The organism is Streptacidiphilus sp. MAP12-16, from assembly GCF_041262165.1.
In the GTDB taxonomy this organism is placed as follows: domain Bacteria; phylum Actinomycetota; class Actinomycetes; order Streptomycetales; family Streptomycetaceae; genus Streptacidiphilus.
Map to the genome: position 1 here is coordinate 199,822 of NZ_JBGCBY010000008.1, position 22,842 is coordinate 222,663.

The following is a 22,842-nucleotide window of genomic DNA, read 5'->3' on the forward strand; positions in this document are numbered from 1 at the left end:
CCCCGGCACCGCTGAATTCCATACTGCCCGGTAGGGAAGGAATAGACCTGTTACGCGGACGATGCGCTTCCGCTAGACGGCAGTCTTCACGCTACGGGCGTAGCGCGCAAAGAGGAAACCTTTCTCCTCAAGCAGCGATACGAGTTCGAGCCGCTTCGCAGGGGCGGCCGGTCCGTTGGCGATCCGGGGCGCGTCCCCGGAGGCCAGCAGCGGCGCCAGCGAGAGGCACAGTTCGTCCAGCACGCCCGCCGCTGCCAACTGCCCCAGCAGGCGCGGGCCGCCCTCGGTGAGCAACCTGGTCCAGCCGCGCTCGACCAGCACCGCCACCATCGCCGCCGGGTCGACCCGGTCCTCTCCGGCCAGTACGACCTCGGCGACCTGCCCGGCCGCCTTCAGCGCCTCGGTCGGTGCGTTCGCGCAGGTGATGACGACCGTCGGCACCAGCGCTTCGGTGAACAGCGGCGAAGTCAGGTCCAGGTCGAGGCGGCTGGTGACCACGGCGATCGCGGGCGCGGGGGTCTGGCCGCGTGCGGCCCGCGCCGCCGCGAAGTCGGCCCGTGCGCGGGCCGGCCGGTAGCCCTCGGCCCGAACGGTCTGCGCACCCACCAGCACCACGTCGGCCAGGGCGCGCAGCACGCCGAAGATCCGCTTGTCGGCCTCCGAGGACAGCCCCTCGGACAGGCCGTCGAGGCGCGCCGCCCCGTCCAGGCTGGAGACCATGTTGGCGCGCAGCCAGGGCTGCCCGCGGTCGGTGGCCTCGGGGTAGGCATAGGCCTCCGCCAGCCCCTCCAGCGTGGTGAGGTCTGTCACATCGGACGATTCAGGCAGTAGTCGACGCATAGTCGGGAGTCTTCCACGCGGAGGCGGACCGTATTCTTGGGAGCTGTGCCTGCCGTTGAACTGCCCGCCGACGAGCTTTCCGTGAAGCGTCCCGCCGAGTCCACAGTGCTCACCGGACGGCGCCCCGTGGTGCCCGCCGACCGGATGGTCGCCGAGATGGTGCCGCCGCCGCGGTTCCGCAGCGCGCGGTTCAGCACCTACCTACCGGACCCGACCCAGCCCAGCCAGACCGAGGCGGTCCGTGTCCTGGAGTCCTTCGCCGCCACCCTGGGCACGCCGGAGGTGGCCAGGAAGCGCTGGTTCGGCCGCTCCGCTCCCGTGCCGGCCGGCCCCGGAGGCGTCTACCTCGACGGCGGCTACGGCGTCGGCAAGACCCACCTGCTGGCCTCGCTCTGGCACTCGGCCCCCGGCCCCAAGGCGTTCGGCACTTTCGTGGAGCTGACCAACCTCGTCGGCGCGCTCGGCTTCCCGCAGGCGGTGCAGGCCCTGTCCGGGCACAAGCTGCTCTGCATCGACGAGTTCGAGCTGGACGACCCCGGCGACACGGTACTGGTCTCCACCCTGCTGAGCCGGCTCGCCGAGGCAGGCGTCAAGCTCGCGGCGACCTCCAACACCCTGCCCGGCAAGCTGGGCGAGGGCCGCTTCGCCGCCGCGGACTTCCTGCGCGAGATACAGGGCCTGTCCGCGCGCTTCCGCAGCGTGCGGATCGACGGCCAGGACTACCGCCACCGGGGCCTGCCCGAGGCTCCGCCCCCCTACACCGGGGACCAGGTCGCGGCGGTGGCGGCGCGGTTGGGCGGACGCGCGTCGCTGGACGGCTTCGAGGCGCTGCTGGACCACCTCGCCGTGGTCCACCCCAGCCGGTACGGGGCGCTGCTCGACGGGGTCGAGGCGGTCTGCCTCAGCGACGTGTGCCCGGTGCAGGACCAGAGCACCGCGCTGCGTCTGGTCGTCCTGGCGGACCGGATGTACGACCGGGAACTGCCGGTGGTCGCCTCCGGAATGCCCTTCGACCGAATATTCAGCGACGAGATGCTCAACGGCGGCTACCGCAAGAAGTACCTGCGGGCCGTCTCCCGGCTGGTGGCCCTGGCCCGGGACAGCGGCCGGGTCGCCGCTCCGGTTCCGGCGCCCGCTCCCGGTTCCTGACAGGCGCTGCGGACGGTCCTGACGGGCAGGTCCTCACGGGCACTGCGCCCGATCGGGATCGGATTGTCAGTGGCGGGTCGTACGGTTGGTTGCGTGAGACCCATCACCGATCTTGAGCGAACAGTGGCGCCCTTCGAGGTCGTCAGCCCCTACCAGCCCAGCGGCGACCAGCCCACCGCCATCGCCGAACTGGAACGACGCATCCGCGCCGGTGAGAAGGACGTGGTCCTGCTCGGTGCGACCGGCACCGGCAAGTCCGCCACCACGGCCTGGATGATCGAGAAGCTCCAGCGGCCCACCCTGGTGATGGCGCCGAACAAGACCCTGGCCGCGCAGCTCGCCAACGAGTTCCGCGAGCTGTTCCCCAACAACGCCGTCGAGTACTTCGTCTCGTACTACGACTACTACCAACCCGAGGCGTACATCGCCCAGACGGACACCTACATCGAGAAGGACTCCTCGATCAACGAGGAGGTCGAGCGGCTCCGCCACTCCGCCACCAACTCCCTGATCACCCGGCGCGACGTGATCGTCGTCGCCTCGGTGTCCTGCATCTACGGCCTCGGCACCCCGCAGGAGTACGTCGACCGCATGGTCCGGCTCAAGGTCGGGGACGAGGTCGACCGGGACGCGCTGCTGCGCCGCTTCGTCGACATCCAGTACGCCCGCAACGACGTCGCCTTCACCCGTGGCACCTTCCGGGTGCGCGGCGACACCATCGAGATCTTCCCGGTGTACGAGGAACTCGCCGTCCGGATCGAGATGTTCGGCGACGAGATCGAGGCGCTCACCACGCTGCACCCGCTCACCGGCGAGGTCATCAGCGAGGACCATGAGCTCTACGTCTTCCCTGCCTCGCACTACGTCGCCGGCCCGGAGCGGATGGAACGCGCCATCGCCGGGATCGAGGCGGAACTGGAGCAGACCCTCGCCACCATGGACAAGCAGGGCAAGCTGCTGGAGGCCCAGCGGCTGCGGATGCGCACCACCTACGACATCGAGATGATGCGGCAGATCGGTACCTGCTCGGGGATCGAGAACTACTCACGCCACATCGACGGCCGCGATCCCGGCACCGCGCCCAACACCCTGATGGACTTCTTCCCGGAGGACTTCCTCCTGGTCATCGACGAGTCCCACGTCACCGTCCCGCAGATCGGCGCGATGTACGAGGGCGACGCCTCCCGCAAGCGTGCCCTGGTCGAGCACGGCTTCCGGCTGCCCTCGGCGATGGACAACCGCCCGCTGAAGTGGGAGGAGTTCCTGGAGCGCGTCGGCCAGACCGTCTACCTCTCGGCCACACCCGGCCCCTTCGAGCTGTCCCGCGGCAACGGCCAGGTGGACCAGATCATCCGCCCCACCGGTCTGATCGACCCCGAGGTCGTGATCAAGCCGACCGAGGGCCAGATCGACGACCTGATCCACGAGATCCGGCTGCGGGTCGAGAAGGACGAGCGGATCCTGGTCACCACCCTCACCAAGAAGATGTCCGAGGACCTCACCGACTACATGCTGGACCTGGACATCCGGGTGAGGTACCTGCACAGCGACATCGACACGCTGCGCCGGATCGAGCTGCTGCGCGAGCTGCGTGCGGGCGAGTACGACGTCCTGGTCGGCATCAACCTGCTCCGCGAGGGTCTGGACCTGCCCGAGGTCTCCCTGGTCGCCATCCTGGACGCCGACAAGGAGGGCTTCCTGCGCTCCGGTACCTCGCTGATCCAGACCATCGGGCGCGCCGCCCGAAACGTCTCGGGCCAGGTCCACATGTACGCGGACAGGATCACCCCGGCGATGGAGAAGGCCATCGAGGAGACCAACCGCCGCCGCGCCATCCAGCAGGCGTACAACACCGAGCACGGCATCGACCCGCAGCCGCTGCGGAAGAAGATCGGCGACATCCTCGACTCGATCGCCCGCGAGGACATCGACACGGGGGAGCTGCTCAGCACCGGCTACCGGCAGCAGGGCGGGGTCAAGGGCGGCAGGGGAGCGAAGGCTCCCGTCCCCGCGCTGGGCGCGGTCGGGAAGCACGACGCCCGCGATGCGAAGGGCCTGCCGGCCGCCGAGCTGGCCGACCTGATCAGCGAACTGACCGACCGGATGCACAACGCCGCCGCCGAGCTCCAGTTCGAGGTGGCCGCGCGGCTGCGGGACGAGGTCAACGAGCTGAAGAAGGAACTGCGTCAGATGCGCGAGGCGGGGATGGTCTGACCGTCGCCAGCCCGTCGGCGACCGCTCCCCAGGTCGTAAGACCGACCCGCGCCGCCGCCCTCCACGTGCCGGTCGGTCTAAGGTTTGCCCAAGAAGCAGCTGTGGCCGCAGGGCGGCCGTTCGGGGAGGGGACGCGGCATGTCCGTGAGTCTGAACAAGGGTCAGAGTGTCAGCCTGCAGAAGTCGGGCGGCGGTGTCCTGACGGTGGTGCGGATGGGCCTGGGGTGGCAGGCCGCTCCGCGAAAGGGGCTGTTCGGTCGCCGGGCCCGGCAGATCGACCTGGATGCGTCCGCGGTGATGTTCTCCGACCACCAGCTCGCCGACGTGGTGTTCTTCCAGCACCTGGTCAGCAATGACGGTTCGGTGCGGCACACCGGCGACAACCTGACCGGGGGCGCGGGCGGCGAGGACGACGAGTCGATCCTGGTCGACCTCTCCCGGGTCCCCGAGCATGTCAGCCAGATCGTCTTCACCGTCAACTCCTACACCGGCCAGACCTTCCAGGAGGTCGAGAACGCCCACTGCCGGCTGGTGGACGAGAGCACGGGGCAGGAGCTGGCGCGGTACAGCCTCAGCGGCGGCGGTGCGCACACCGGCCAGGTGATGGCCAAGGTCCAGCGCGACCCGGCCGGCGGCTGGCAGATGTCGGCCATCGGCGCCCCCGCGCGCGGGCGCACCTTCCAGGACATGCTCCCCGCAATCGCGCCCTACCTCTGAGCGCGTCCGACCCGCTTCGTGCAAGGACTGTCCGGCTTGTCCTGAAGTTCGGTTCCGGGTACGGTAACGGCCTTTGCGAGCATGTCTCCTGACGGTCTTTCCGGCGCTAGGCTCGTCGCGTGCTGGTAGAGAAGTCCCCAGGTGGCGGCCGATTGCTGGAGCGCGACTCCGAGCTGGATACCGCCCGCAGGGCGCTGTACGGCCTGGTGGGGGGACCGGCTCCCACCGGGTCGAGTGAGCACCTGCTCGTCTTCACCGGCTCCGCCGGGCTCGGTAAGACCAGCCTGCTGGCCGCCGTGCGGCACGCCGCCACCGAGCAGGGCCTGCTCGTACTCTCCGCGCGCGGCGGTGAGCAGGAACTGCTCTCGGCCTTCCACGTGGTCCGCACCCTGCTGCTCCCGTTGCTCCTCGAGGTGGGCGAGGCGGGCCAGCGCGAGCTGCTGGGCAGTTGGTACGAGATCGTCGGCGCGGCGGTCGGCCTGAAGCCTGCGACCGGCTCGGCCGCAGCGCCGCCAGACCCGCAGGGCGTCCGCGACGGACTCGACTGGGTCGTCACCAACCTCGCCTTCTCCCGGGGCCCGCTGGTCGTGCTCGTCGACGACGCGCACTGGGCCGACGCCGAGTCCCTGGCCTGGCTGGCGTCCTTCGCCTCGCGGGTCGAGGACCTGCCGGTCCTGCTGGTCATGGCCTATCGCCCGGACGAGTTCCCGGCGGGCGCCGAGGCGTTCGAGGACACGGCGGGGCACAACGGCGTCAGCCCGATCGGCCTGGCCGCGCTCACCCCCGAGGCCGTCGCGGCCCTGGTCCGCCAGATGTCCGGTGCGGGAACAGGTGCGGGAACGGGAACAGGTGCGGGAACGGGGACAGGCGCGGTCACGGGAGTGGCTACCGGCGACGCGAAGGTCCGGGTCGAGGACGCCTTCTGCCGCGAGGTCTGGGCCGTCACCGGCGGCAATCCCTTCGAGACCGTCGAGCTCCTGGCCAAGACCCAGGAGCGCGGGATACCCCCGGTCGAGGAGTCCTGCCCGCTGCTGCGCGAGCTCGCGACGGCGACCAAGGGCAGCGGCCTGATCGCCCGGCTGGAACGGCTCGGCAGCCCGGCGGTGCGACTGGCCTGGGCCGTCGCCGTGCTCGGCATCCACACCCCGGTGGAACTCGCCGCCGCCGTCGCCACGCTCAGCCCCTCCGAGGCGGCCGAGGCCGCCGACCGGCTGCGCGCCGCGCGCATCCTGACCGGCTACCAGATCCTGGAGTTCATCCATCCCCTGGTCGCCACCTCGGTGTACCGGGGCATCCCCGACGAGCTGCGCGTCGGCATGCACAGCCGGGCCGGTTGGGCGGTCCTCGGCGCCGGGGGCAGCCCGGTCACCGCGGCCCGCCACTGGCTCGAGGTCCAGCCCCGGGGCGACACCGCCGTGGTCGAGCAACTGCGGGCAGCCGCTCGGCTGTTCATGCAGGCGGGCGCGCCCGAGACGGCACAGCGCTGCCTGGCCCGGGCGCTGCGGGAGCCTCCGTCTCCGGTGCAGCGGGCAGAGGTGCTGTTCGAGCTCGGCTGCTCCACCCTGCTCTACGACCCCGCTGCCACGGTCGGCCATCTGCGCAGCGCGCTGGAGCAGCCGGTGCTCAGCGACCGGCTGCACGAGGGCATCACCGTGCGGCTGGCCCAGTCGCTGGCGCACAGCAACAACCTGCTGGAGGCGGCCGAGACCGCAGCCGAGGCAGCGTCGAGCGCCGAGTCCGAGCGGACCAGACTCCGGCTGCAGGTCTGGAACCTGATGTGGTGCGCGTTCGACGCGCACGAGGAAGGCTCCGCGGCGCGCTCCCGGCGGCTCGCCGACCTCGCCGAGATCATCGAGCGGGACGCCGGGCGGGTGGACGTCGCCGGCCGCTACGTGCTGGGGCTGCGAGCCTGGGACGCCGTGGTCAGGGGCGAGCCCGAGGCCACGGCGGTGCACTACGCAGACCTCGCCCTGGCCGACGGGCTCAGCTGGACCGACCAGGAATGGGCCTTCGAGGTGCCGGTGCTGACGGCGCTCACCTATATGTACACCGACCGGCCGGATCGGGCCGAAGAGCTGTTCGAGAAGGGCATAGCGGAGTTCGAGGAGGCCGGCTGGCGCGGCGCCCACCTCGCCTTCGCCCACACCATCCGCGGCTATGTCCGCTTCCGCTGCGGCAGTCTGGCCGAGGCCGAGGAGGGTGCGCGCACCGGTCTGGAGCTGGCCAACCGGGTGGGGGAGGGGCTCCCGGTGCACTGGTACGCGGTGGGGACGCTGATCGCGGTCCTGCTCGCGCGCGGCAAGGTGGAGGAGGCCGCCGGACTGGCGGAGCGCTACCGCTTCCACGCGCCCTACTCCGCGGCGGTGGTCTTCCCCGACGCCCAGACGGTGCGCGGCGGACTCCTGCTCGCGCTCGGCGACTTCGCCGGCGCGGCTACCGAACTCGGCGGAGCCGGGCAGCGGTTGGACGGCCGGGAGATGCGCAACCCGGGCTGGTGCGGCTGGCAGCGTGCGCTGGCCTCGGCCCGTGCGGCACTCGGCGACGTGGACGGCGCCCGCGCGCTCGCCGAGGACTCGCTCGCACGCGCGGAGCGGTTCGGTACCGCCTCCGCGCGTGGCATGTCCCTGCGCGCCTGTGCGGAGTTCGCCGAGGGCGAGCGCCGGCTGGAGTTGCTGAGCCAGGCCCTGGCGCAGTTCGAGCGCTGCTCCGCCCCGTACGAGCACGCCCGCGCGGCGTTCGATCTCGGCCTCGCGCTCCGTGACGCCGGACGGAACCCGGACGCGGACGCGCAGCTGCGGCGTGCGGTCGAACTCGCCGAGGCCTGCGCCGCCGACCAGCTCGCGGAGTCTGCCCGCAGGACTCAGACGGGCTGAACACCCCACGCTGGTACGGTCGCCGCATGTCCGAACCGCATCGCTCACCGACCGGCCGCGTCACCGCGGATGACGTCCAGCTCTCCGTCCGGCTGGCGGTGGCGGCGTTGCGGCAGGGAGCCGGGGCGGACTGGACCGCCAGGGCCGGCTCGCTGGAGTGGGACTGCTGGGAGACGGTCGAGCACCTGAGCGATGATCTGTTCGCCTATGCCGCGCAGTTGGGCCCGCAGGTGCCACCGCAGGACGCCGAGGTTCCGTTCCGGTGGGCGAGGCAGCGGCCGGGCGGCCCGGCGAACGTGGTGTACGCGGACCGCGCCGGCGGAACGGCCGGGTTGCTGCAGGTACTGGACGCCTGCGGCGCGCTGCTGGCGGCCATGGTGCGCACGACTCCGCCGGAGCAGCGCTCGTACCACGTCTTCGGGCTGGCCGACCCGGAGGGCTTTGCCGCCATGGGAGTCGTGGAGACCCTGGTGCACGCGTACGACGTCACCCAGGGCCTGGGCCTCCGATGGGACCCGCCCGCCGACCTGTGCGACCGGGTGCTGGTCCGCCTGTTCCCCGACGCGCCGCCGGACGGGGACCGCTGGCGCACCCTGCTCTGGGCCACCGGCCGCGCCGAGCTCCCCGGCCATCCGCGTCGCACCGACTGGCGCTGGTACGGCGCGCCGCGCCCGAGCGACGCCTCATAGCCGAGCCGAGCCGCCGAGCCGAGGTGAGCCGCCGACGCAAAGGCGCCCCGCACCGGATCGGTGCGGGGCGCCTTCGACGCGCGGCGATCGTCAGATCGTGCGGATGTTCTCGGCCTGCGGGCCCTTCTGGCCCTGCGTGACGTCGAACTCGACCTTCTGGCCCTCAAGGAGCTCGCGGAAGCCCTGCGCGTTGATGTTCGAGTAGTGGGCGAAGACGTCGGCGCCGCCGCCGTCCTGCTCAATGAAGCCGAAACCCTTTTCGGCGTTGAACCACTTCACGGTGCCGGTAGCCATATTGGTCTCCTTCTGTACAGGGGCTGGTGCCAGGACCCGCACGGTACGGGCCCCGTGTCGCCGGAATGATCACCCTGGTCACGAAGGGACCTGCAAAAGCACGAACGCCCGTGATTGCGATCACGGGCGGCCAAAACTTAGGGAACCACGCACTGCAACTGATCTAGAGAATACAGGGTGCTGCCCGGGGTGCGTCAACAGATCCCGGACTCCTGTGACACGCCCGTGGCCTGCTTCCTCTCGCGTCGCGTGGTCGCACGGGCGCTGATCGTGTACCGTTTTGCCTGTAGTAGTCGTGGTTCTCGACGTTTGTACGCCCGTGATCCCGATCGCGGGCTTTTTTGATGTCTTCGATCACTTCAGGCGCGGGCGTGCGGATCGGTGACTCGGAGTCCGCACGGTGCGGCTCCTACACGACTGCATGAGGAGAACGAGAGACATGGCCACCGGAACCGTCAAGTGGTTCAACGCCGAAAAGGGCTTCGGCTTCATCGAGCAGGACGGCGGCGGCGCCGACGTCTTCGCCCACTACTCCAACATCAACGCCTCCGGCTTCCGCGAGCTCCTTGAGGGCCAGAAGGTCGAGTTCGACGTCACGCAGGGCCAGAAGGGCCCGCAGGCCGAGAACATCCGCCCGCTCTGAGGCCGGCCGGCCCCATCAGCGAGTGATCTGAACGCCCCCGTACCGGTACGCCGGTACGGGGGCGTTTCGCGTGCCGTGACGGAGCCGTCCGGGCCGTGCCGGCAGGGTCAGGGCGCCGGGTGCCAGCTCAGGATCGGCTGGTAGCCGGCCTCCAGCCCGGCCGCGGCCGTGATCGCCGCCGGGATCTGCCCCGGACCGGTGATGTTGTGGTTGTTGGCGATCAGCACCGCCTTCTGGTTGTAGTCCGCGGGGCCGTTCGTCCAGTAGTTGCCCTCGATGTCCAGTGGGTTGTCGGTGCCGTTGTTCAGCGTGTAGTTGACGTGGTTGCTGCCCCAGACGTTCGCGGCGACGGCATACTCCGCGTTGCCGCCGATGGTGATGAACGCCGAGCCATTGTCCGTGTACAGGCCGTGCCCCTTGGCGCTGATCTGGTCGTGGACGACGTTGCCGGTCAGGTGCTCACCCGTGGCCAGCGAGCTGCCGGTGATGCCGTTGGTGTAGATCGCACCGCCGTCGCCCAGAACGCTCATATGGTTGAAGATCAGATTGTCGGTGAAGCCGTTGCCGTTGGAGTAGTTGGGCTCGGCCGGCAGCTTCACCTTGTCCGGCCAGCCGCCCCAACCCACCGAAATGCCGGTGTACGGCACATGGTCGATCTGGTTGTGAGCGAAGGTCGACCGCTCGACATAGCCGACGTCGATCGCCACGCCCCCGTGGTACTCGACCGAGGTGCCGGTGAAGTGGCTGTCCTTGATCACGTTGTCGCTGGTGTGCTGCGCCGCGCCGGTCGGTTCGTTGATGTCGACGCCGCCCAGGTCCAGACCGTTGCCGGAGACGTCGGTGAAGACGCACCCGGTCACCGTGTCCTTCTGCGAGCCGTCGCCGAGGCTGAGGCCCGCCCCGCCGAGGTGCGCGAAGTAGTCGTGGTCGAAGTGGACGTGGTTGTCGTAACTCAGCGACACGTTGGCGGCCATCGGCGTCCACGCCCCGTACGGGCAGGTACCGCCGGTGACGAAGGTGCACAGGCCCTGGGTCGCGTACCCCCTGGTGCCGGTGATGCTCACGGTCGCCTGGATCTCGGAGAAGCCCTCCCCGGTGTTCGGGAAGGTGTCGGTGGCGTAGGAGAACTGGAGGCCCTGGAAGAGCAGGCCGTGGACCTCCGCCGAGGGGTTGCCGTCCGTGGTCAGCAGCGATTGCAGAGCGGGCGCCTCGACGTCGGCGCTGCTCAGCGTCTCGCCGCCGCGCGGGATGTAGGAGAACGTGTGGGCGGAGCGGTCGAGGTACCACTCGCCCGGCTGGTCGAGCAGCTCGTAGGCGTTCTCCACCGAGGTCGGCGCCTCGGTGATCGACTGGCGGCCGACCAGCTCGTAGGTCCGCCCCGAACCGTCGGTGCGCAGCACCCGCTTGGTCGAGTTGTTCCAGCAGGGCTGAGCCATGGTGACGGTGGTGCCGGTGATCGAGGCCACCGGGCAGCGTGGTTCGGTCCAGGCGCCGAGGCCGCCGGTGTAGACGAACTCGATGCCGCCGGGGTTGCGCCAGCTTGCCATCGGGTCCCCGGCCGCGGTGGTGTAGCCGGTGGCGGTCTGGGTGAGTTTCACCGGGACGGCGCCGGTGGCGCGGACCGCGCGGGAGCCGTTGACGTACAGCTGCCGGGTGTCGAGGCCGGCCGGGGCGGGTGCGGTCCAGATGTTCTTCGCGGGGTCGGCCAGCTTCCAGCCGGTGATCCGGGTGCCGCCGCTGAGCACCGGGAACGCACCGGGTTCCGCCTTCCAGGTGATGTCGCCCGCGGTACCGGTGGCGGAGTCAGCCGCGGTGAGGGTGAGCGGCCGGGACAGCCGGTAGTCGCCGCCCGCGAGGTTGACCGTGATCGCGCCCGAGGTCGCCTGGTCGACGCCGCGCACCGCGGTCTGGGCGCGGGCCAGGGTCTGGAACGGGGCGGTCGCGGAGGTCCCGGAGTTGCTGTCGCTCCCGGTGGGGGAGACGTAGAAGTCCACCGGGGCCGCTGCCGCCTGCGCGGCACCGGCGAGGGCGGGCGCGGCGACGGCGGCGAGGACCGCGAGGGTGGCGGTCAGGGCCCAGCGGACGGACCGCTTCGGAGTCGTGTCCGGATCAACTCGCATGATTCCCCTGCATCCACTCGTTCATGATCAGGAAGGAGCCGAGGCCGTGGAAGTCGTTCACGGCCCTGGGGCGTGCCAGGTAGTAGGCGAGGTCGCCGACATTGGTGCCGACGCAGATGTTCCTGATGTCGGCCAGCCCGGCGGAGTCCAGCGACACCTCGCCGAGGACGCCGTGGTAGCCCCTGTTCGCCACAGCCTGGTCGGAGGCGGCGACGTATCCGCGCTGGACCGACTTGGCGACGATGAAGGTGTACATGGCCGAGCAGGAGGTCTCCGTCCAGTTCCCGGCGAGGCTGCCCTTGTCGACCACCTGGAACCAGCGGCCGGTCGCGGGGTCCTGGTAGCGCGCGATCGCGCCGACGAGGTTCTGCAGCGTCCGCAGGACGGCCGGGCGCCCGGGGGCGCTCGTGGGCAGGTCGTCCAGTGCGCTCAGCGAGGCCATGCCGAACCATCCGATGGAGCGGCACCAGAACTGCGAGGAGTGGTGGGTCGCCGGGTCGGCCCAGCTGATCGGGTTCTGGTCGTAGGCGTGGAAGAGCAGCCCGGAGGGGTCCGCCGTACGGCTCGCGTAGACGGTGAGCTGCTCGGCCGCCTCGCCGTCGGCGTAGGTCGCGTCCCCGTAGGCGGCGCCGTAGCGCAGCAGGAAGGGCAGCACCATGTAGGTCCCGTCGAGCCAGAGCTGGCCGGGCTTGCTGGTGGCGTGCCAGAAGCCGCCGTCGCCGGTGCGCGGGTAGCTGTTCAGCCGGGTGCGGATCACCTTGGCGGCGGTGGCGTACCTGGCGAGCCCGGTCTGCTGGTCGAGCAGGATCAGCAGATTGCCCGGCTCCATGCTGTCCAGGCTGCTGAAGCTGTTGCCGATGCCGCCCGAGGAGCTGACGAAGTGGTCGACCCAGCCCTGAACGTACGTCAGATACCGTTTGTCGCCCGTGCGCTGGTAGAGCAGGTCGGTGCCGTAGAGGAAGAGTCCCACCTGGTAGCCCCAGCCGCCGAGGGTGACCGGGTCGGGATGGCGCTTCATGGTCGAGTCGACCACGGCCCTGGACCAGTCGGTCACCGGAGAGGCCGCGCGGATGGCGGGCGTGGGCGTCGAGTTGACCGCCCTGATCCGCGGGCTGCCGCCGCCGGTGGTCGTGCTGCCCGTCACCGAGTAACCGGTCACGGTGTCGAAGCCCACGTCGTACCGGCTGCTGGTCCCGCGCTGGAGCGTGACGCCGTCCAGCGAGACCCTGGCCCCGTCCGTGGTCTGGAACGCGGGCCTGCCGTCGTTGCTGTCGAAGCGCACCGCGCTCCGCTGGAAGCTGATCCCGCTCACGTGCCGCAGCCACCAGCCGTAGGAGGGCCGCGTGCCGAACGCCTTGGGCGTGTAGTCGACAGGCTGCTCCGGCGGGACGATCGTCGCGTCGGAGGCGGGGTGTCCACCAGGGACGCTGAGGTTGACGTCGGTGAAGCTGACGTTGCTGATGTTGTGGCCGGGCAGTCCGGCGATGGTGCTGGTGTACTCGGTGCTCTGCCGCAGCGCGGTGCCGGTGACATGGGTGAAGCTGACGCCGTCGATGGTGCCGGCCCCCGGGTGACCGGGGCAGCGTCCGCGCGCGCCGATCTTCAGCAGGATCGGCGTGGAGGCATGCGTCATGGTGATGTCGTCGTAGGTGATGCCGGAGATGTGTGCGCCGTCCATCGACTCGACGCCGATCCCGGCCTTGCCGCCGGCCAGGATCGAGATCCGGGAGAAGTGCGCGTCGCTGAAGTCTCCGCAGGTCTCCGAGCCGAACTGGAGGCCGTTGTTGCCGGACGAGGCGACCGTGCTGTCGGAGACGTTGATGTGCCGGCTCGGGTACGTGCGCCCGAGGGCGAAGTCGCTCTTGAAGACGAGCGAGTCGTCGACGGAGGTGATGCTGGAGTTGGTGACGCTGACATCCGAGGTGTTGATGACGTTGATGCCGTCGCGGTGGGTGGAGATCGTCACATGGTCGACCGCGACGTGGTCGCAGCCGTTCATGAGGATGCCGAAGTGGCCGCCGTCGTGGATGGTGATGCCGGAGACGGTCAGTCCGTCGCAGACCCTGAGCGAGATGGCCTTGTCGGCCTGGCCGGCGGAGATGTTGCCGGTCCTGAGATTGCCCGCGCCGTCGATGGTGCCGCTGCCGGTGAAGCCGATGTTGTGCAGGTCGTCGCCCCAGAGCAGGGCGTCGTGGAAGTGGCTGTGCCCGAAGTCCTGGTACTGGGAGTAGGAGTTGGGCTCGGCGGCGTCGAATCCGGTGGCGGCGGCGCGGAGCGTGGCTCCGGCGTCCAGTTGCAGCGTCACCTGGCTCTGCAGGTGGACCGAGACCGACTCGTAGGTTCCCGCCGGGAATTCCACGACGCCGCCGCCCGCGGTCGCGGCCGCGGCGATGGCCTTGTCGATCGCGGGGGTGTCGATCGTCCTTCCGTTCCCGGTGGCCCCGTACGACCGGACGTCGAAGACGGTCGGCGCCGGGAAGACGGTCGGCGCAGGTGTCGCGGCAGCGGCGGGAACGGTCAACGACGCGCCGACGAGCCCGGCTAACGCGGTGGCGGCGAGAAGCCGTCGTACGTTCATGATCCTCCTCGGTGGTGGTGTGAGAAGGATTCATAGGATGTATATGGGCATGGACATTGTCAAGGAGTCTAACCAGAATCGCAGTCCTAGCCCATTGAGCTGCGATGGATGCCTCCGGGGCTTCGCACAGGATCGGCTGTTGAGTCAACAAATAGATCCCATCTCTGTCTCATGCCGTGCTCAGAGTATTGACATGTGCGGGACTGGTGGTTCTATTTGAGTTAGGTAACTTTACTAACACATCAGGAGCCTGGAATGGTGACAAGACGCCGGCGGTTAGGTCCCGCTCTCGGGGTGTCGATCGCGCTGGCCGCCCTCGGAATGACCGCGCCGGTCGCGGTGGCGACCCCCGCCGTCGTCCCGACCGGCTTCAGCGACACCGTGGTGACCTCGGTGGCACTTCCGGTCGGCCTGGACTTCACCCCCGACGGCCGGATGCTGGTCACCACCAAGCCGGGCCACCTCTACGCCTACAGGAGCGGCAAGCTGACCCAGGCGTTCGACGCCTCCGGCTTCGTCTGCGCCGGACAACCCGGACAGGACGAGCGCGGAATGCTCAGCGTCGCCGTGGATCCGGATTTCGCGAGCAACCACTTCATCTACCTGTACTACAGCGCCAGCGAGGGCGGCAGCTGTGTCAACCGGGTGTCCCGGTTCACCCTCGACTCGTCCAGCCAGGTCGCCGCCTCCAGCGAGAAGATCCTCATCGACGGTATCCAGGGTGACGGCTTCCACAACGCGGGCGACCTGGCCTTCGGGAAGGACGGGGACCTGTACGTCGCGGTCGGCGACGGCCACTGTCTCGAAGGCTGCGATCCGGGCAACAAGGCCGCGCAGGACCTGAAGAACCTCAACGGCAAGATCCTTCGCATCACCTCCAGCGGCGCCGTCCCGGCCGGCAACCCGTACTCCGGCACCGGTACCGCCCGCTGCAGCACCGGCCCGATCAGCTCCGGCAAGTGCCAGGAGATCTACGCCTACGGCTTTCGCAACCCGTTCCGGATCGCCACCGACCCCAACGCCGCCGGGACCAGGATCTTCGTCGACGACGTCGGCCAGAACACCACCGAGGAGGTCGACCAGCTCAAGGCGGGCGCCAACTACGGCTGGCCGATGTGCGAGGGCCCCTGCAACACCAGCGGGCTGACCGACCCGGTCTTCTCCTACCCCGACAACACCGGCGGAGGTCGCGCGGCGATCACCGGTGGCGCGTTCGTCCCCGACAACGCCTGGAACGCCGCCTACAACGGCCGCTATCTCTTCAGCGACTACGTCAAGAACAACGTCTACTCGATCACCGGCAGTGGTGGGAACTTCACCACCTTCTCCGCCGGCGCGACCGCTGTCGCGATGAAGTTCGCCCCGGCCGTCCCCGGTGCCGGCGGCGGGCAACAGGCCCTCTACTACACGAATCTGACGACGGGAACGGTCCACCGGGTCAGCTCCGGCGGCACCGTGCCGAACGCGGCCTTCAGCACCTCGCCGGGCGGTGCCGTCTCGTACTGCTCCACGCACGCCTCCACAGCCGGTGCGCCACCGTTCACGGTCACCTTCGACGGATCGGCCAGCGGCGATCCCAACGGCCGGCCGCTGACGTACCACTGGACCTTCGGCGACGCAGCGACCCAGCAGACCACCACGCCGACCACCACCCACACCTACACCACCAAGGGGGCCTTCACCCCGCAGCTCACGGTCAGCAACGACAGCGGCGGGACGTCCACCGCCGCGACGGGCGCGGTCCGCACCGACGACGCGCCTCCGGCCGTGACCGTCACCTCGCCCGGCACCAGCAGCCGGTTCACCGTCGGCGCGACCTACACCCCGACCGGCACGGCCGTCGACTCCAGCGGCGCGGCGCTGCCGAGCAGCGCGCTGACCTGGCAGGTGTGGCTGTTCCACATCAACCACGTGCACCCCGTGCTCGACCCGGTCGCCGGCAACGGCAGCACCGCGTTCGTGGCCCCGCCCGCCGAGCAGTTCTCGGCGATCAAGGGCAACAGCAGACTGCTGGTGTGCCTCAGCGCCACCGACGCCAACGGCGTGACCCAGACCGTCGAGCAGGACTTCGACCCGCAGCTGGTCCAGCTGACCCTGGGCAGTTCTCCGAGCGGACTGAGAATCCACATCGATGAGGACGACGTCGACGTCGGCGGCGACGTGACCACCCCGGCGACGGTCACCTCCTGGGCGGGCTACCAGATCCACCTCACCGCGCCCGACCAGACCGACTCCTCCGGCACGCCGCAGACTTTCGGTTCCTGGTCGGACGGCGGCGCGCGGAGCCACGCCGTGGCCCCCACCGTGGACAGCGGCTACACCGCGACCTTCAGCGCGGGTGCGGCGCAGAAGACCTACGAGGCCGAGTCCCCGGCGAACACCCTCGTGGGCGGGGCGGCGGTGGCGACCTGCGCCCCGTGCTCGGGCGGCAAGAAGGTCGGCCATGTCGGCAACGGGAAGGGGGTGCTGACGTTCGACAACGTCGCCGTCGCGACTGCGGGGACGTACCAGCTGACGATCGGCTACTGCGACGGCTCGACCGGCCGGTCAGCGGCTGTGAGCGTCAACGGCGCCGCCGCGCAGACCGTCGCCTTCGCCGGGACCGGAAGCTTCACCACTCCCGGCACCAAGGTCATCACGGTCACCTTGAAGGCCGGTGCGAACACCGTCTCCTTCGCCAACTCGTCGGGCTGGGCACCCGACTTCGACAGGATCACCGTCTGACCGACGGCGCGGTCGGGCCCTCGGCGTTCCCGCCGGGGGCCCGACTCCTGCCGTCCGGACCCCCGGTGGGGATGCGCGAGTGACCGGTGCGTGCTTCTGTGGAGCGGGATTCCGGAGTTCGGCGAGGAGGCCATCGTGAGCGGCAACCTGTACCCGTTGAAGATCCGCCAGGCCGGCAGCTCGCTGGTGCACATCGCCGTGCGGACCGGGACGAGCGCGCGGACGCCCTGTGGGTTCAGCCCGGAGGCCGGCTACTACAGGGTGCTGGCCGGTGGCCCGGTGACCTGCTCCCGGTGCCGGGATCTGGACGACGGGGGCGCGAAGCCAACGGAGGGGCCCTCCGACTGACGTGCTGTCAGTGCCCGTCGGCTGCCGGGAATGCGTCGGCCCCGCCGCAGGGAAGTTCGGCGGGGCCGACCGTGCCCGCCGGAGCTTCGGGTGGACCGGTGGACGGTGCTGACTTCTTGATCGTCACCAGCGGGCCGGACCTTGATCGCTGTTACTCGATCGCGACCGAATCCGGACCTCACGATGACAGCTGGCACCCGCGGTTCGCTCACCAGCTGTGTTCGCCCAGCCGCGACGCGTACCGGACGGCGCTTCCGCCATCGGGGTGACGGACGCCGGGCAACTAAGACCGACCGGCAAATGGAGGGTGGAAGAAGGAGCGGGTCGAGGGCCGAGTCCAGGCGGTGCCGACGAAGGAGCCATGGCGGAGCCCTGGCGACTGAGGAGAAGCCGTCTGGACGAGAGCCATCGGCCCGCGACGCCGCCCTCCATTTGCCGGTCGGTCTAAAGAAGGCCCCGCCGACGGGGGATGCGGCGAGGCCTTCGGTTTCAGCATACAACCATGGCGAGGGGTGTCACGCCCGACCTGTTTTCGACGGCGCTTCGGGGCCGCTCGCCTCGCCACCGTCGGGCAATGACCTGACGGACTGTCTGACGGACCGTCATGCGTCGCCGGGCGGCCTCACTCCCTGCGTCCCGGCAGGCCGAGCCGCTCGCGCAGCTTGGCGTTCTCCAGGCGGAGCGACTCGGCCTGGCGCTGGAACTTCAGGGCGTCGGTCGCGTTCGCCTGCATGCCCTCGTTGCGCCCGACGCCGTAGACCCGCTGGACGAAGTCAGCAGCCTGCGCCTCGGTGACGTTGCCTGCGATGGTCACGAGCTCGTTGGTGAACCGCCGGATCGGGTTGTCCATGCGCCAAGGAGACCGCGCGGCAGGGCTGTCCGCTACCCGGGCGGCGATTCCCGTCGGCCGTGCCCGTTACCAGCCCCGGCTGCGCCACTCCGCGAGGTGCGGGCGTTCGGCACCGAGGGTGGTGTCGTTCCCGTGGCCCGGGTAGACCCAGGTCTCGTCGGGCAGAGGGCCGAAGACCTTCTCCTCCAGCCCGTTCATCAGCGACGCGAAATCCGCCGGGCTGGTCGTCCGTCCGGGACCGCCGGGGAACAGGCAGTCGCCCGTGAACAGGTGCGGGTGACCCTGCGGATCGTCGTAGAGCAGGACGATCGCGCCAGGGGTGTGGCCGACCAGGTGACGTACGGTCAGCGAGACGTCACCCACGCGCACCGTGTCGCCGTCGTCGAGGAGCAGGTCGGCGGGGACGGCGATGCCCTCGGCGTCCAGCCGGCCGGTGGCCGTGCGGGCCCCGGTCGCCCGGACAACGTCCGCCAGCGCGTCCCAGTGGTCGCGGTGGCGGTGGGTGGTGACGACCGTGGCGAGGCTGTGGCCGACGGTCTCCAGCAGCACCGGGGCGTCGGCGGCGGCGTCGATCAGCACCTGCACGTCGGTGGCCCGGCAGCGCAGCAGATAGGCGTTGTTGTCCATGGGCCCGACGGCGACCTTGGTGATCACCAGATGGGGCAACTCCCGCACGTCCGGGGTCCCGCCGACCTTGACTGCTCCGTGGTACGACATGTGCTCAGCCTAGCGGCGGGATCGCCGGCAGGGCGCTGCGCAGCTCGGGCGACGCGGCACAACCCACCCGTACCTCCAGGCCCTCGCCCTGTGAGCGCCCGGAGAGCCAGGCGACCAGTGCGTGACTCGGGCCGCTCGCCCCGCACTCGATCACCGCGTCGGGCTCCACCGCCTGCCCGATGACGTAGTTCATGTCCGTCGTCTCGTCGAAGAGCGTCACCGGTGGCAGCGACCCGATGTTGTGGTAGCGCTCGGTGAGGGCGGCGAGCTCCTCGGCGACGAAGTCCGCGGGCCACTGCGCGGGGGAGTAGTCGAGGAGCAGGTCGACGTGGTGGTACTCGACCTCGGAGTAGCGCTTGTCAGCGACACGGGCGGCGGGGAACGGGCCGAGGCGGTGCGGAACCTGGACCGACCAGGCGGAGTCCGGCATCGCCTCGGTGGCAGCGACGAACCGCAGCGCGGACGCGCGGAGGTCGGCCAGCTGCTCGGCCAGCGGGCGCTTGGCGCCGTCCTCGATGGCGCGGTCGCGCGACTCCGGGCTCGGGTACATCTGGATCGGCTGCGAGGTGCGGGCCCCGAGCAGCAGGTTGCAGAGGGCGTCGGCGTTGCGTGCCAGGTGCGTCAGGACGTGGCCCCGGGTCCAGCCCGGCAGCGCGGACGGCTCGAAGACCTGCTCGGGACGCATCCGGCCGACGGCGCGCAGCAGCCGTCCGGTGGCCTCCGACACGGCGGCGAGGGTCGGGGTGGGTGCGGCGGTCATGTGTGTGTCTCCCGTCACGTCGGTGGGGCGTGTCCAGCGTGCCCTGTTGTCGTTTCACCCGCTAGGGGGTGCCGCTCGCAGGGCTGCCTCGGCTGTGCTCGGAAGGGCGGCGGGCGGGGGCGGGAAGCGTTGACGCTACCGTCGTGTTCACTCCTTCGGGTGAGCCTTCGCGATTGCCCCAAAAATCGAACACGTGCTCCCATAGTCTTGAAACGCAGGGACCGAGCGGGCCGGAAGCCTACGATGGTTGCCGATGGGCTCCTCCCTCCCTGTGCCGCCCCTTCACGTCGGGCGGCCCCGGATCGCCCCATCCAGGACCGCCCGACCCACCCTCCGCTTCGGAAGGCGCATCAGCGTGGCAGACCGCCTCATCGTCCGCGGTGCTCGCGAGCACAACCTCAAGAACGTCTCGCTCGACCTGCCTCGCGACTCCCTCATCGTCTTCACCGGCCTCTCCGGCTCGGGCAAGTCCTCGCTCGCCTTCGACACGATCTTCGCTGAGGGTCAGCGCCGCTACGTCGAGTCGCTGTCCTCGTACGCCCGCCAGTTCCTGGGGCAGATGGACAAGCCCGACGTCGACTTCATCGAGGGTCTCTCGCCGGCCGTCTCCATCGACCAGAAGTCCACCTCGCGCAACCCCCGCTCCACGGTCGGCACCATCACCGAGGTCTACGACTACCTGCGCCTGCTGTTCGCGCGGATCGGCCACCCGCACTGCCCCGTGTGCGGCCGCCCGATCGCCCGGCAGTCGCCGCAGCAGATCGTGGACAAGGTCCTGGAACTGCCGGAGGGGACGCGCTTCCAGCTGCTCAGCCCGCTGGTCCGGGCGCGCAAGGGCGAGTTCGTCGACCTCTTCGCCGACCTGCAGACCAAGGGCTACTCCCGCGCCCGGGTGGACGGGGCCACGATCCAGCTGACCGAGCCGCCCACGCTCAAGAAGCAGGAGAAGCACACCATCGAGGTGGTCATCGACCGCCTCACCGTGAAGAAGAGCGCGCAGCGCCGCCTCACCGACTCGGTCGAGACCGCGCTCAAGCTCTCCGGCGGCACGGTCGTCCTGGACTTCGTGGACCTCCCCGAGGACGACCCCGAGCGTGAGCGGATGTACTCCGAGCACCTCTACTGCACCTTCGACGACATCTCATACGAGGAGCTGGAGCCGCGCTCCTTCTCCTTCAACTCGCCCTTCGGGGCCTGCCCGGAGTGCACCGGCATCGGCACCCGGATGGAGGTGGACCCGGAGCTGATCATCCCCGACGAGGAGAAGACCCTCGACGAGGGCGCCATCCACCCCTGGTCGCAGGGCCACACCAAGGAGTACCACCAGCGGTTGATCGGCGCGCTCGCCAAGGAGCTCGGCTTCCGTACCGACATCCCCTGGGCCGGACTGCCGCAGCGGGCCAAGAAGGCCCTGCTGAACGGGCACAACTCGCAGGTCGAGGTGAAGTTCCGGAACCGCTTCGGGCGCGAGCGCTCGTACGTCACCGGATTCGAGGGCGTGCTGCCCTTCGTCCAGCGGCGGCACTCGGAGTCCGAGACCGACAGCAGCCGTGAGCGCTTCGAGGGCTACATGCGCGAGGTCGCCTGCCCCGCGTGCAAGGGCACGCGGCTCAAGCCGGTGGTGCTCGCGGTGACCATGGCCGGGAAGTCCATCGCCGACGTCGCCGGGATGTCCATCAGCGACTGCGCGGAGTTCCTCGGCGCGATGGAGCTCTCCGATCGGGAGAAGACCATCGCCGAGCGGGTCCTCAAGGAGGTCAACGAGCGCCTCAGGTTCCTGGTCGACGTGGGCCTCGACTACCTCTCGCTGAACCGCGCGGCAGGGACCCTCTCCGGCGGCGAGGCGCAGCGCATCCGCCTCGCCACCCAGATCGGCTCGGGGCTGGTCGGCGTGCTGTACGTGCTGGACGAGCCCTCGATCGGGCTGCACCAGCGCGACAACCACCGGCTGATCGAGACCCTGGTACGGCTGCGCGACCTGGGCAACACCCTGATCGTGGTGGAGCACGACGAGGACACCATCCGCACCGCCGACTGGGTCGTGGACATCGGCCCCGGCGCGGGCGAGCACGGCGGCCACGTCGTGCACTCCGGCTCGCGCGAGGGCCTGCTCGCCAACGAGAGGTCGCTGACCGGGGCCTACCTCTCCGGGCGCCGCAGCATCCCGATCCCCAAGGCACGCCGGCCGCTCGACCCCGAGCGGCACATCACCGTGCACGGCGCCCGCGAGCACAACCTGCAGGACGTGGACGTCCGCTTCCCGCTGGGGACGTTCACCGCGATCACCGGTGTCTCCGGCTCCGGCAAGTCGACCCTGGTCAACGACATCCTCTACACCCACCTCGCCCGCGAACTCAACGGCGCGCGCAGCGTTCCCGGCCGGCACACCCGGGTCACCGGCACCGACCAGGTCGACAAGGTCGTGCACGTCGACCAGTCGCCGATCGGCCGCACCCCGCGTTCCAACCCGGCGACGTACACCGGTGTGTTCGACCACGTCCGCCGACTGTTCGCGGAGACCACGGAGGCGAAGGTGCGCGGCTACCTGCCGGGCCGCTTCTCCTTCAACGTCAAGGGCGGCCGCTGCGAGAACTGCTCCGGCGACGGCACGATCAAGATCGAGATGAACTTCCTGCCGGACGTCTACGTCCCCTGCGAGGTCTGCCACGGGGCCCGTTACAATCGGGAGACCCTGGACGTCCACTTCAAGGGCAAGTCCATCGCCGAGGTGCTGGACATGCCGATCGAGGAAGGACTGGAGTTCTTCGAGGCCGTCCCGCCGATCGCCCGCCACCTGCGGACGCTCACGGACGTCGGCCTCGGCTACGTCCGCCTCGGCCAGTCCGCGCCGACCCTGTCGGGCGGTGAGGCGCAGCGCGTCAAGCTGGCGTCCGAGCTGCAGAAGCGTTCCACCGGGCGCACCGTCTACGTGCTGGATGAGCCGACGACCGGGCTGCACTTCGAGGACATCAGCAAGCTGATCAAGGTGCTGACGGGCCTGGTCGACAAGGGCAACACGGTCATCGTCATCGAGCACAACCTCGACGTGATCAAGACCGCCGACTGGGTCATCGACATGGGTCCCGAAGGCGGAAACGGCGGCGGCCTGGTCGTCGCGGAGGGCACCCCGGAGCAGATCGCGGCGGTGGGCGAGAGCCACACCGGCAAGTTCCTCCGGGACATCCTCGGCGACCGGGTCTTCGACGAGGCGGCTGCCGGTGCGGCGGCGCCGAAGCGAAAGCCCGCGGCGAAGGCGACGGCGAAGAAGACGGCGGCCAAGAAGGCCGCCGCCCGGACGAAGGCGACCGGCTAAGACCGACCGGCAG

General features: G+C 70.0%; 16 protein-coding genes. 9 read left to right on the forward strand and 7 right to left on the reverse strand.

Features of this window, described 5'->3' with window-relative positions:
- Positions 1-72: 72 nt before the first annotated feature.
- Positions 73-840 carry a pyrimidine reductase family protein gene (locus ABIA33_RS13115; protein WP_370080734.1) on the reverse strand — a complete coding sequence of 256 codons (768 nt, stop codon included), beginning with the start codon at positions 838-840 and terminating at the stop codon, positions 73-75.
- Between the two features lie 144 nt (positions 841-984).
- Between ABIA33_RS13115 and zapE the strand changes: the two genes are divergently transcribed.
- The 5 genes from zapE to ABIA33_RS13140 all read left to right on the forward strand — a co-directional run bounded on the left by zapE (position 985) and on the right by ABIA33_RS13140 (position 8,482).
- Positions 985-1,989: a cell division protein ZapE gene (gene zapE / locus ABIA33_RS13120; RefSeq protein WP_370080944.1), complete on the forward strand. Its 1,005-nt coding sequence runs from the start codon at positions 985-987 to the stop codon at positions 1,987-1,989.
- A gap of 93 nt (positions 1,990-2,082) precedes the next feature.
- The gene (uvrB, locus tag ABIA33_RS13125) at positions 2,083-4,203 is read left to right on the forward strand and encodes an excinuclease ABC subunit UvrB (RefSeq protein ID WP_370080736.1); all 2,121 of its coding nucleotides are present in this window, start codon (positions 2,083-2,085) and stop codon (positions 4,201-4,203) included.
- A 138-nt stretch (positions 4,204-4,341) separates the two neighbouring features.
- Positions 4,342-4,920 (forward strand): TerD family protein, encoded by a 579-nt coding sequence (locus tag ABIA33_RS13130; protein WP_370080738.1) that lies wholly within the window; start codon positions 4,342-4,344, stop codon positions 4,918-4,920.
- A 119-nt stretch (positions 4,921-5,039) separates the two neighbouring features.
- Complete coding sequence (locus ABIA33_RS13135; RefSeq protein ID WP_370080740.1) at positions 5,040-7,793, forward strand: AAA family ATPase; 2,754 nt, start codon at positions 5,040-5,042, stop codon at positions 7,791-7,793.
- A 26-nt stretch (positions 7,794-7,819) separates the two neighbouring features.
- Entirely contained in the window at positions 7,820-8,482 is a 663-nt protein-coding gene (locus ABIA33_RS13140; RefSeq protein WP_370080742.1) for a hypothetical protein, read from the forward strand.
- 90 nt (positions 8,483-8,572) lie between these two features.
- On the opposite strand, the gene ABIA33_RS13145 is transcribed toward ABIA33_RS13140, so the two are convergent.
- Positions 8,573-8,776: a cold-shock protein gene (locus ABIA33_RS13145; RefSeq protein WP_030258797.1), complete on the reverse strand. Its 204-nt coding sequence runs from the start codon at positions 8,774-8,776 to the stop codon at positions 8,573-8,575.
- A 439-nt stretch (positions 8,777-9,215) separates the two neighbouring features.
- On the opposite strand from ABIA33_RS13145, the gene ABIA33_RS13150 reads away from it, so the two are divergent.
- Positions 9,216-9,419 (forward strand): cold-shock protein, encoded by a 204-nt coding sequence (locus ABIA33_RS13150; RefSeq protein ID WP_370080745.1) that lies wholly within the window; start codon positions 9,216-9,218, stop codon positions 9,417-9,419.
- 107 nt (positions 9,420-9,526) lie between these two features.
- Here ABIA33_RS13150 and ABIA33_RS13155 read toward each other — a convergent pair whose 3' ends face one another.
- The gene (locus ABIA33_RS13155) at positions 9,527-11,539 is read right to left on the reverse strand and encodes a right-handed parallel beta-helix repeat-containing protein (protein WP_370080747.1); all 2,013 of its coding nucleotides are present in this window, start codon (positions 11,537-11,539) and stop codon (positions 9,527-9,529) included.
- Positions 11,529-14,117, reverse strand: coding sequence for a glycoside hydrolase family 88 protein (locus ABIA33_RS13160; protein ID WP_370080749.1), 2,589 nt, complete (start codon positions 14,115-14,117; stop codon positions 11,529-11,531). The genes ABIA33_RS13155 and ABIA33_RS13160 overlap by 11 nt, the downstream gene beginning before the upstream one ends.
- A gap of 294 nt (positions 14,118-14,411) precedes the next feature.
- On the opposite strand from ABIA33_RS13160, the gene ABIA33_RS13165 reads away from it, so the two are divergent.
- Together ABIA33_RS13165 and ABIA33_RS13170 are read left to right on the forward strand one after the other, a co-directional pair.
- Positions 14,412-16,841: a PQQ-dependent sugar dehydrogenase gene (locus ABIA33_RS13165; RefSeq protein ID WP_370080751.1), complete on the forward strand. Its 2,430-nt coding sequence runs from the start codon at positions 14,412-14,414 to the stop codon at positions 16,839-16,841.
- Positions 16,842-16,976: 135 nt separating this feature from the next.
- The gene (locus tag ABIA33_RS13170; protein ID WP_370080753.1) at positions 16,977-17,189 is read left to right on the forward strand and encodes a hypothetical protein; all 213 of its coding nucleotides are present in this window, start codon (positions 16,977-16,979) and stop codon (positions 17,187-17,189) included.
- Positions 17,190-17,811: 622 nt separating this feature from the next.
- Here ABIA33_RS13170 and ABIA33_RS13175 read toward each other — a convergent pair.
- From ABIA33_RS13175 to ABIA33_RS13185, 3 genes are all read right to left on the reverse strand, one after another.
- The gene (locus ABIA33_RS13175) at positions 17,812-18,039 is read right to left on the reverse strand and encodes a hypothetical protein (RefSeq protein ID WP_370080755.1); all 228 of its coding nucleotides are present in this window, start codon (positions 18,037-18,039) and stop codon (positions 17,812-17,814) included.
- A gap of 66 nt (positions 18,040-18,105) precedes the next feature.
- Positions 18,106-18,756 (reverse strand): MBL fold metallo-hydrolase, encoded by a 651-nt coding sequence (locus ABIA33_RS13180; protein WP_370080757.1) that lies wholly within the window; start codon positions 18,754-18,756, stop codon positions 18,106-18,108.
- 4 nt (positions 18,757-18,760) lie between these two features.
- The gene (locus tag ABIA33_RS13185) at positions 18,761-19,516 is read right to left on the reverse strand and encodes a maleylpyruvate isomerase family mycothiol-dependent enzyme (protein WP_370080759.1); all 756 of its coding nucleotides are present in this window, start codon (positions 19,514-19,516) and stop codon (positions 18,761-18,763) included.
- 355 nt (positions 19,517-19,871) lie between these two features.
- Here ABIA33_RS13185 and uvrA point away from each other — a divergent pair, with 355 nt between their 5' ends.
- Positions 19,872-22,829, forward strand: coding sequence for an excinuclease ABC subunit UvrA (gene uvrA / locus ABIA33_RS13190; protein ID WP_370080762.1), 2,958 nt, complete (start codon positions 19,872-19,874; stop codon positions 22,827-22,829).
- Positions 22,830-22,842: the final 13 nt, after the last annotated feature.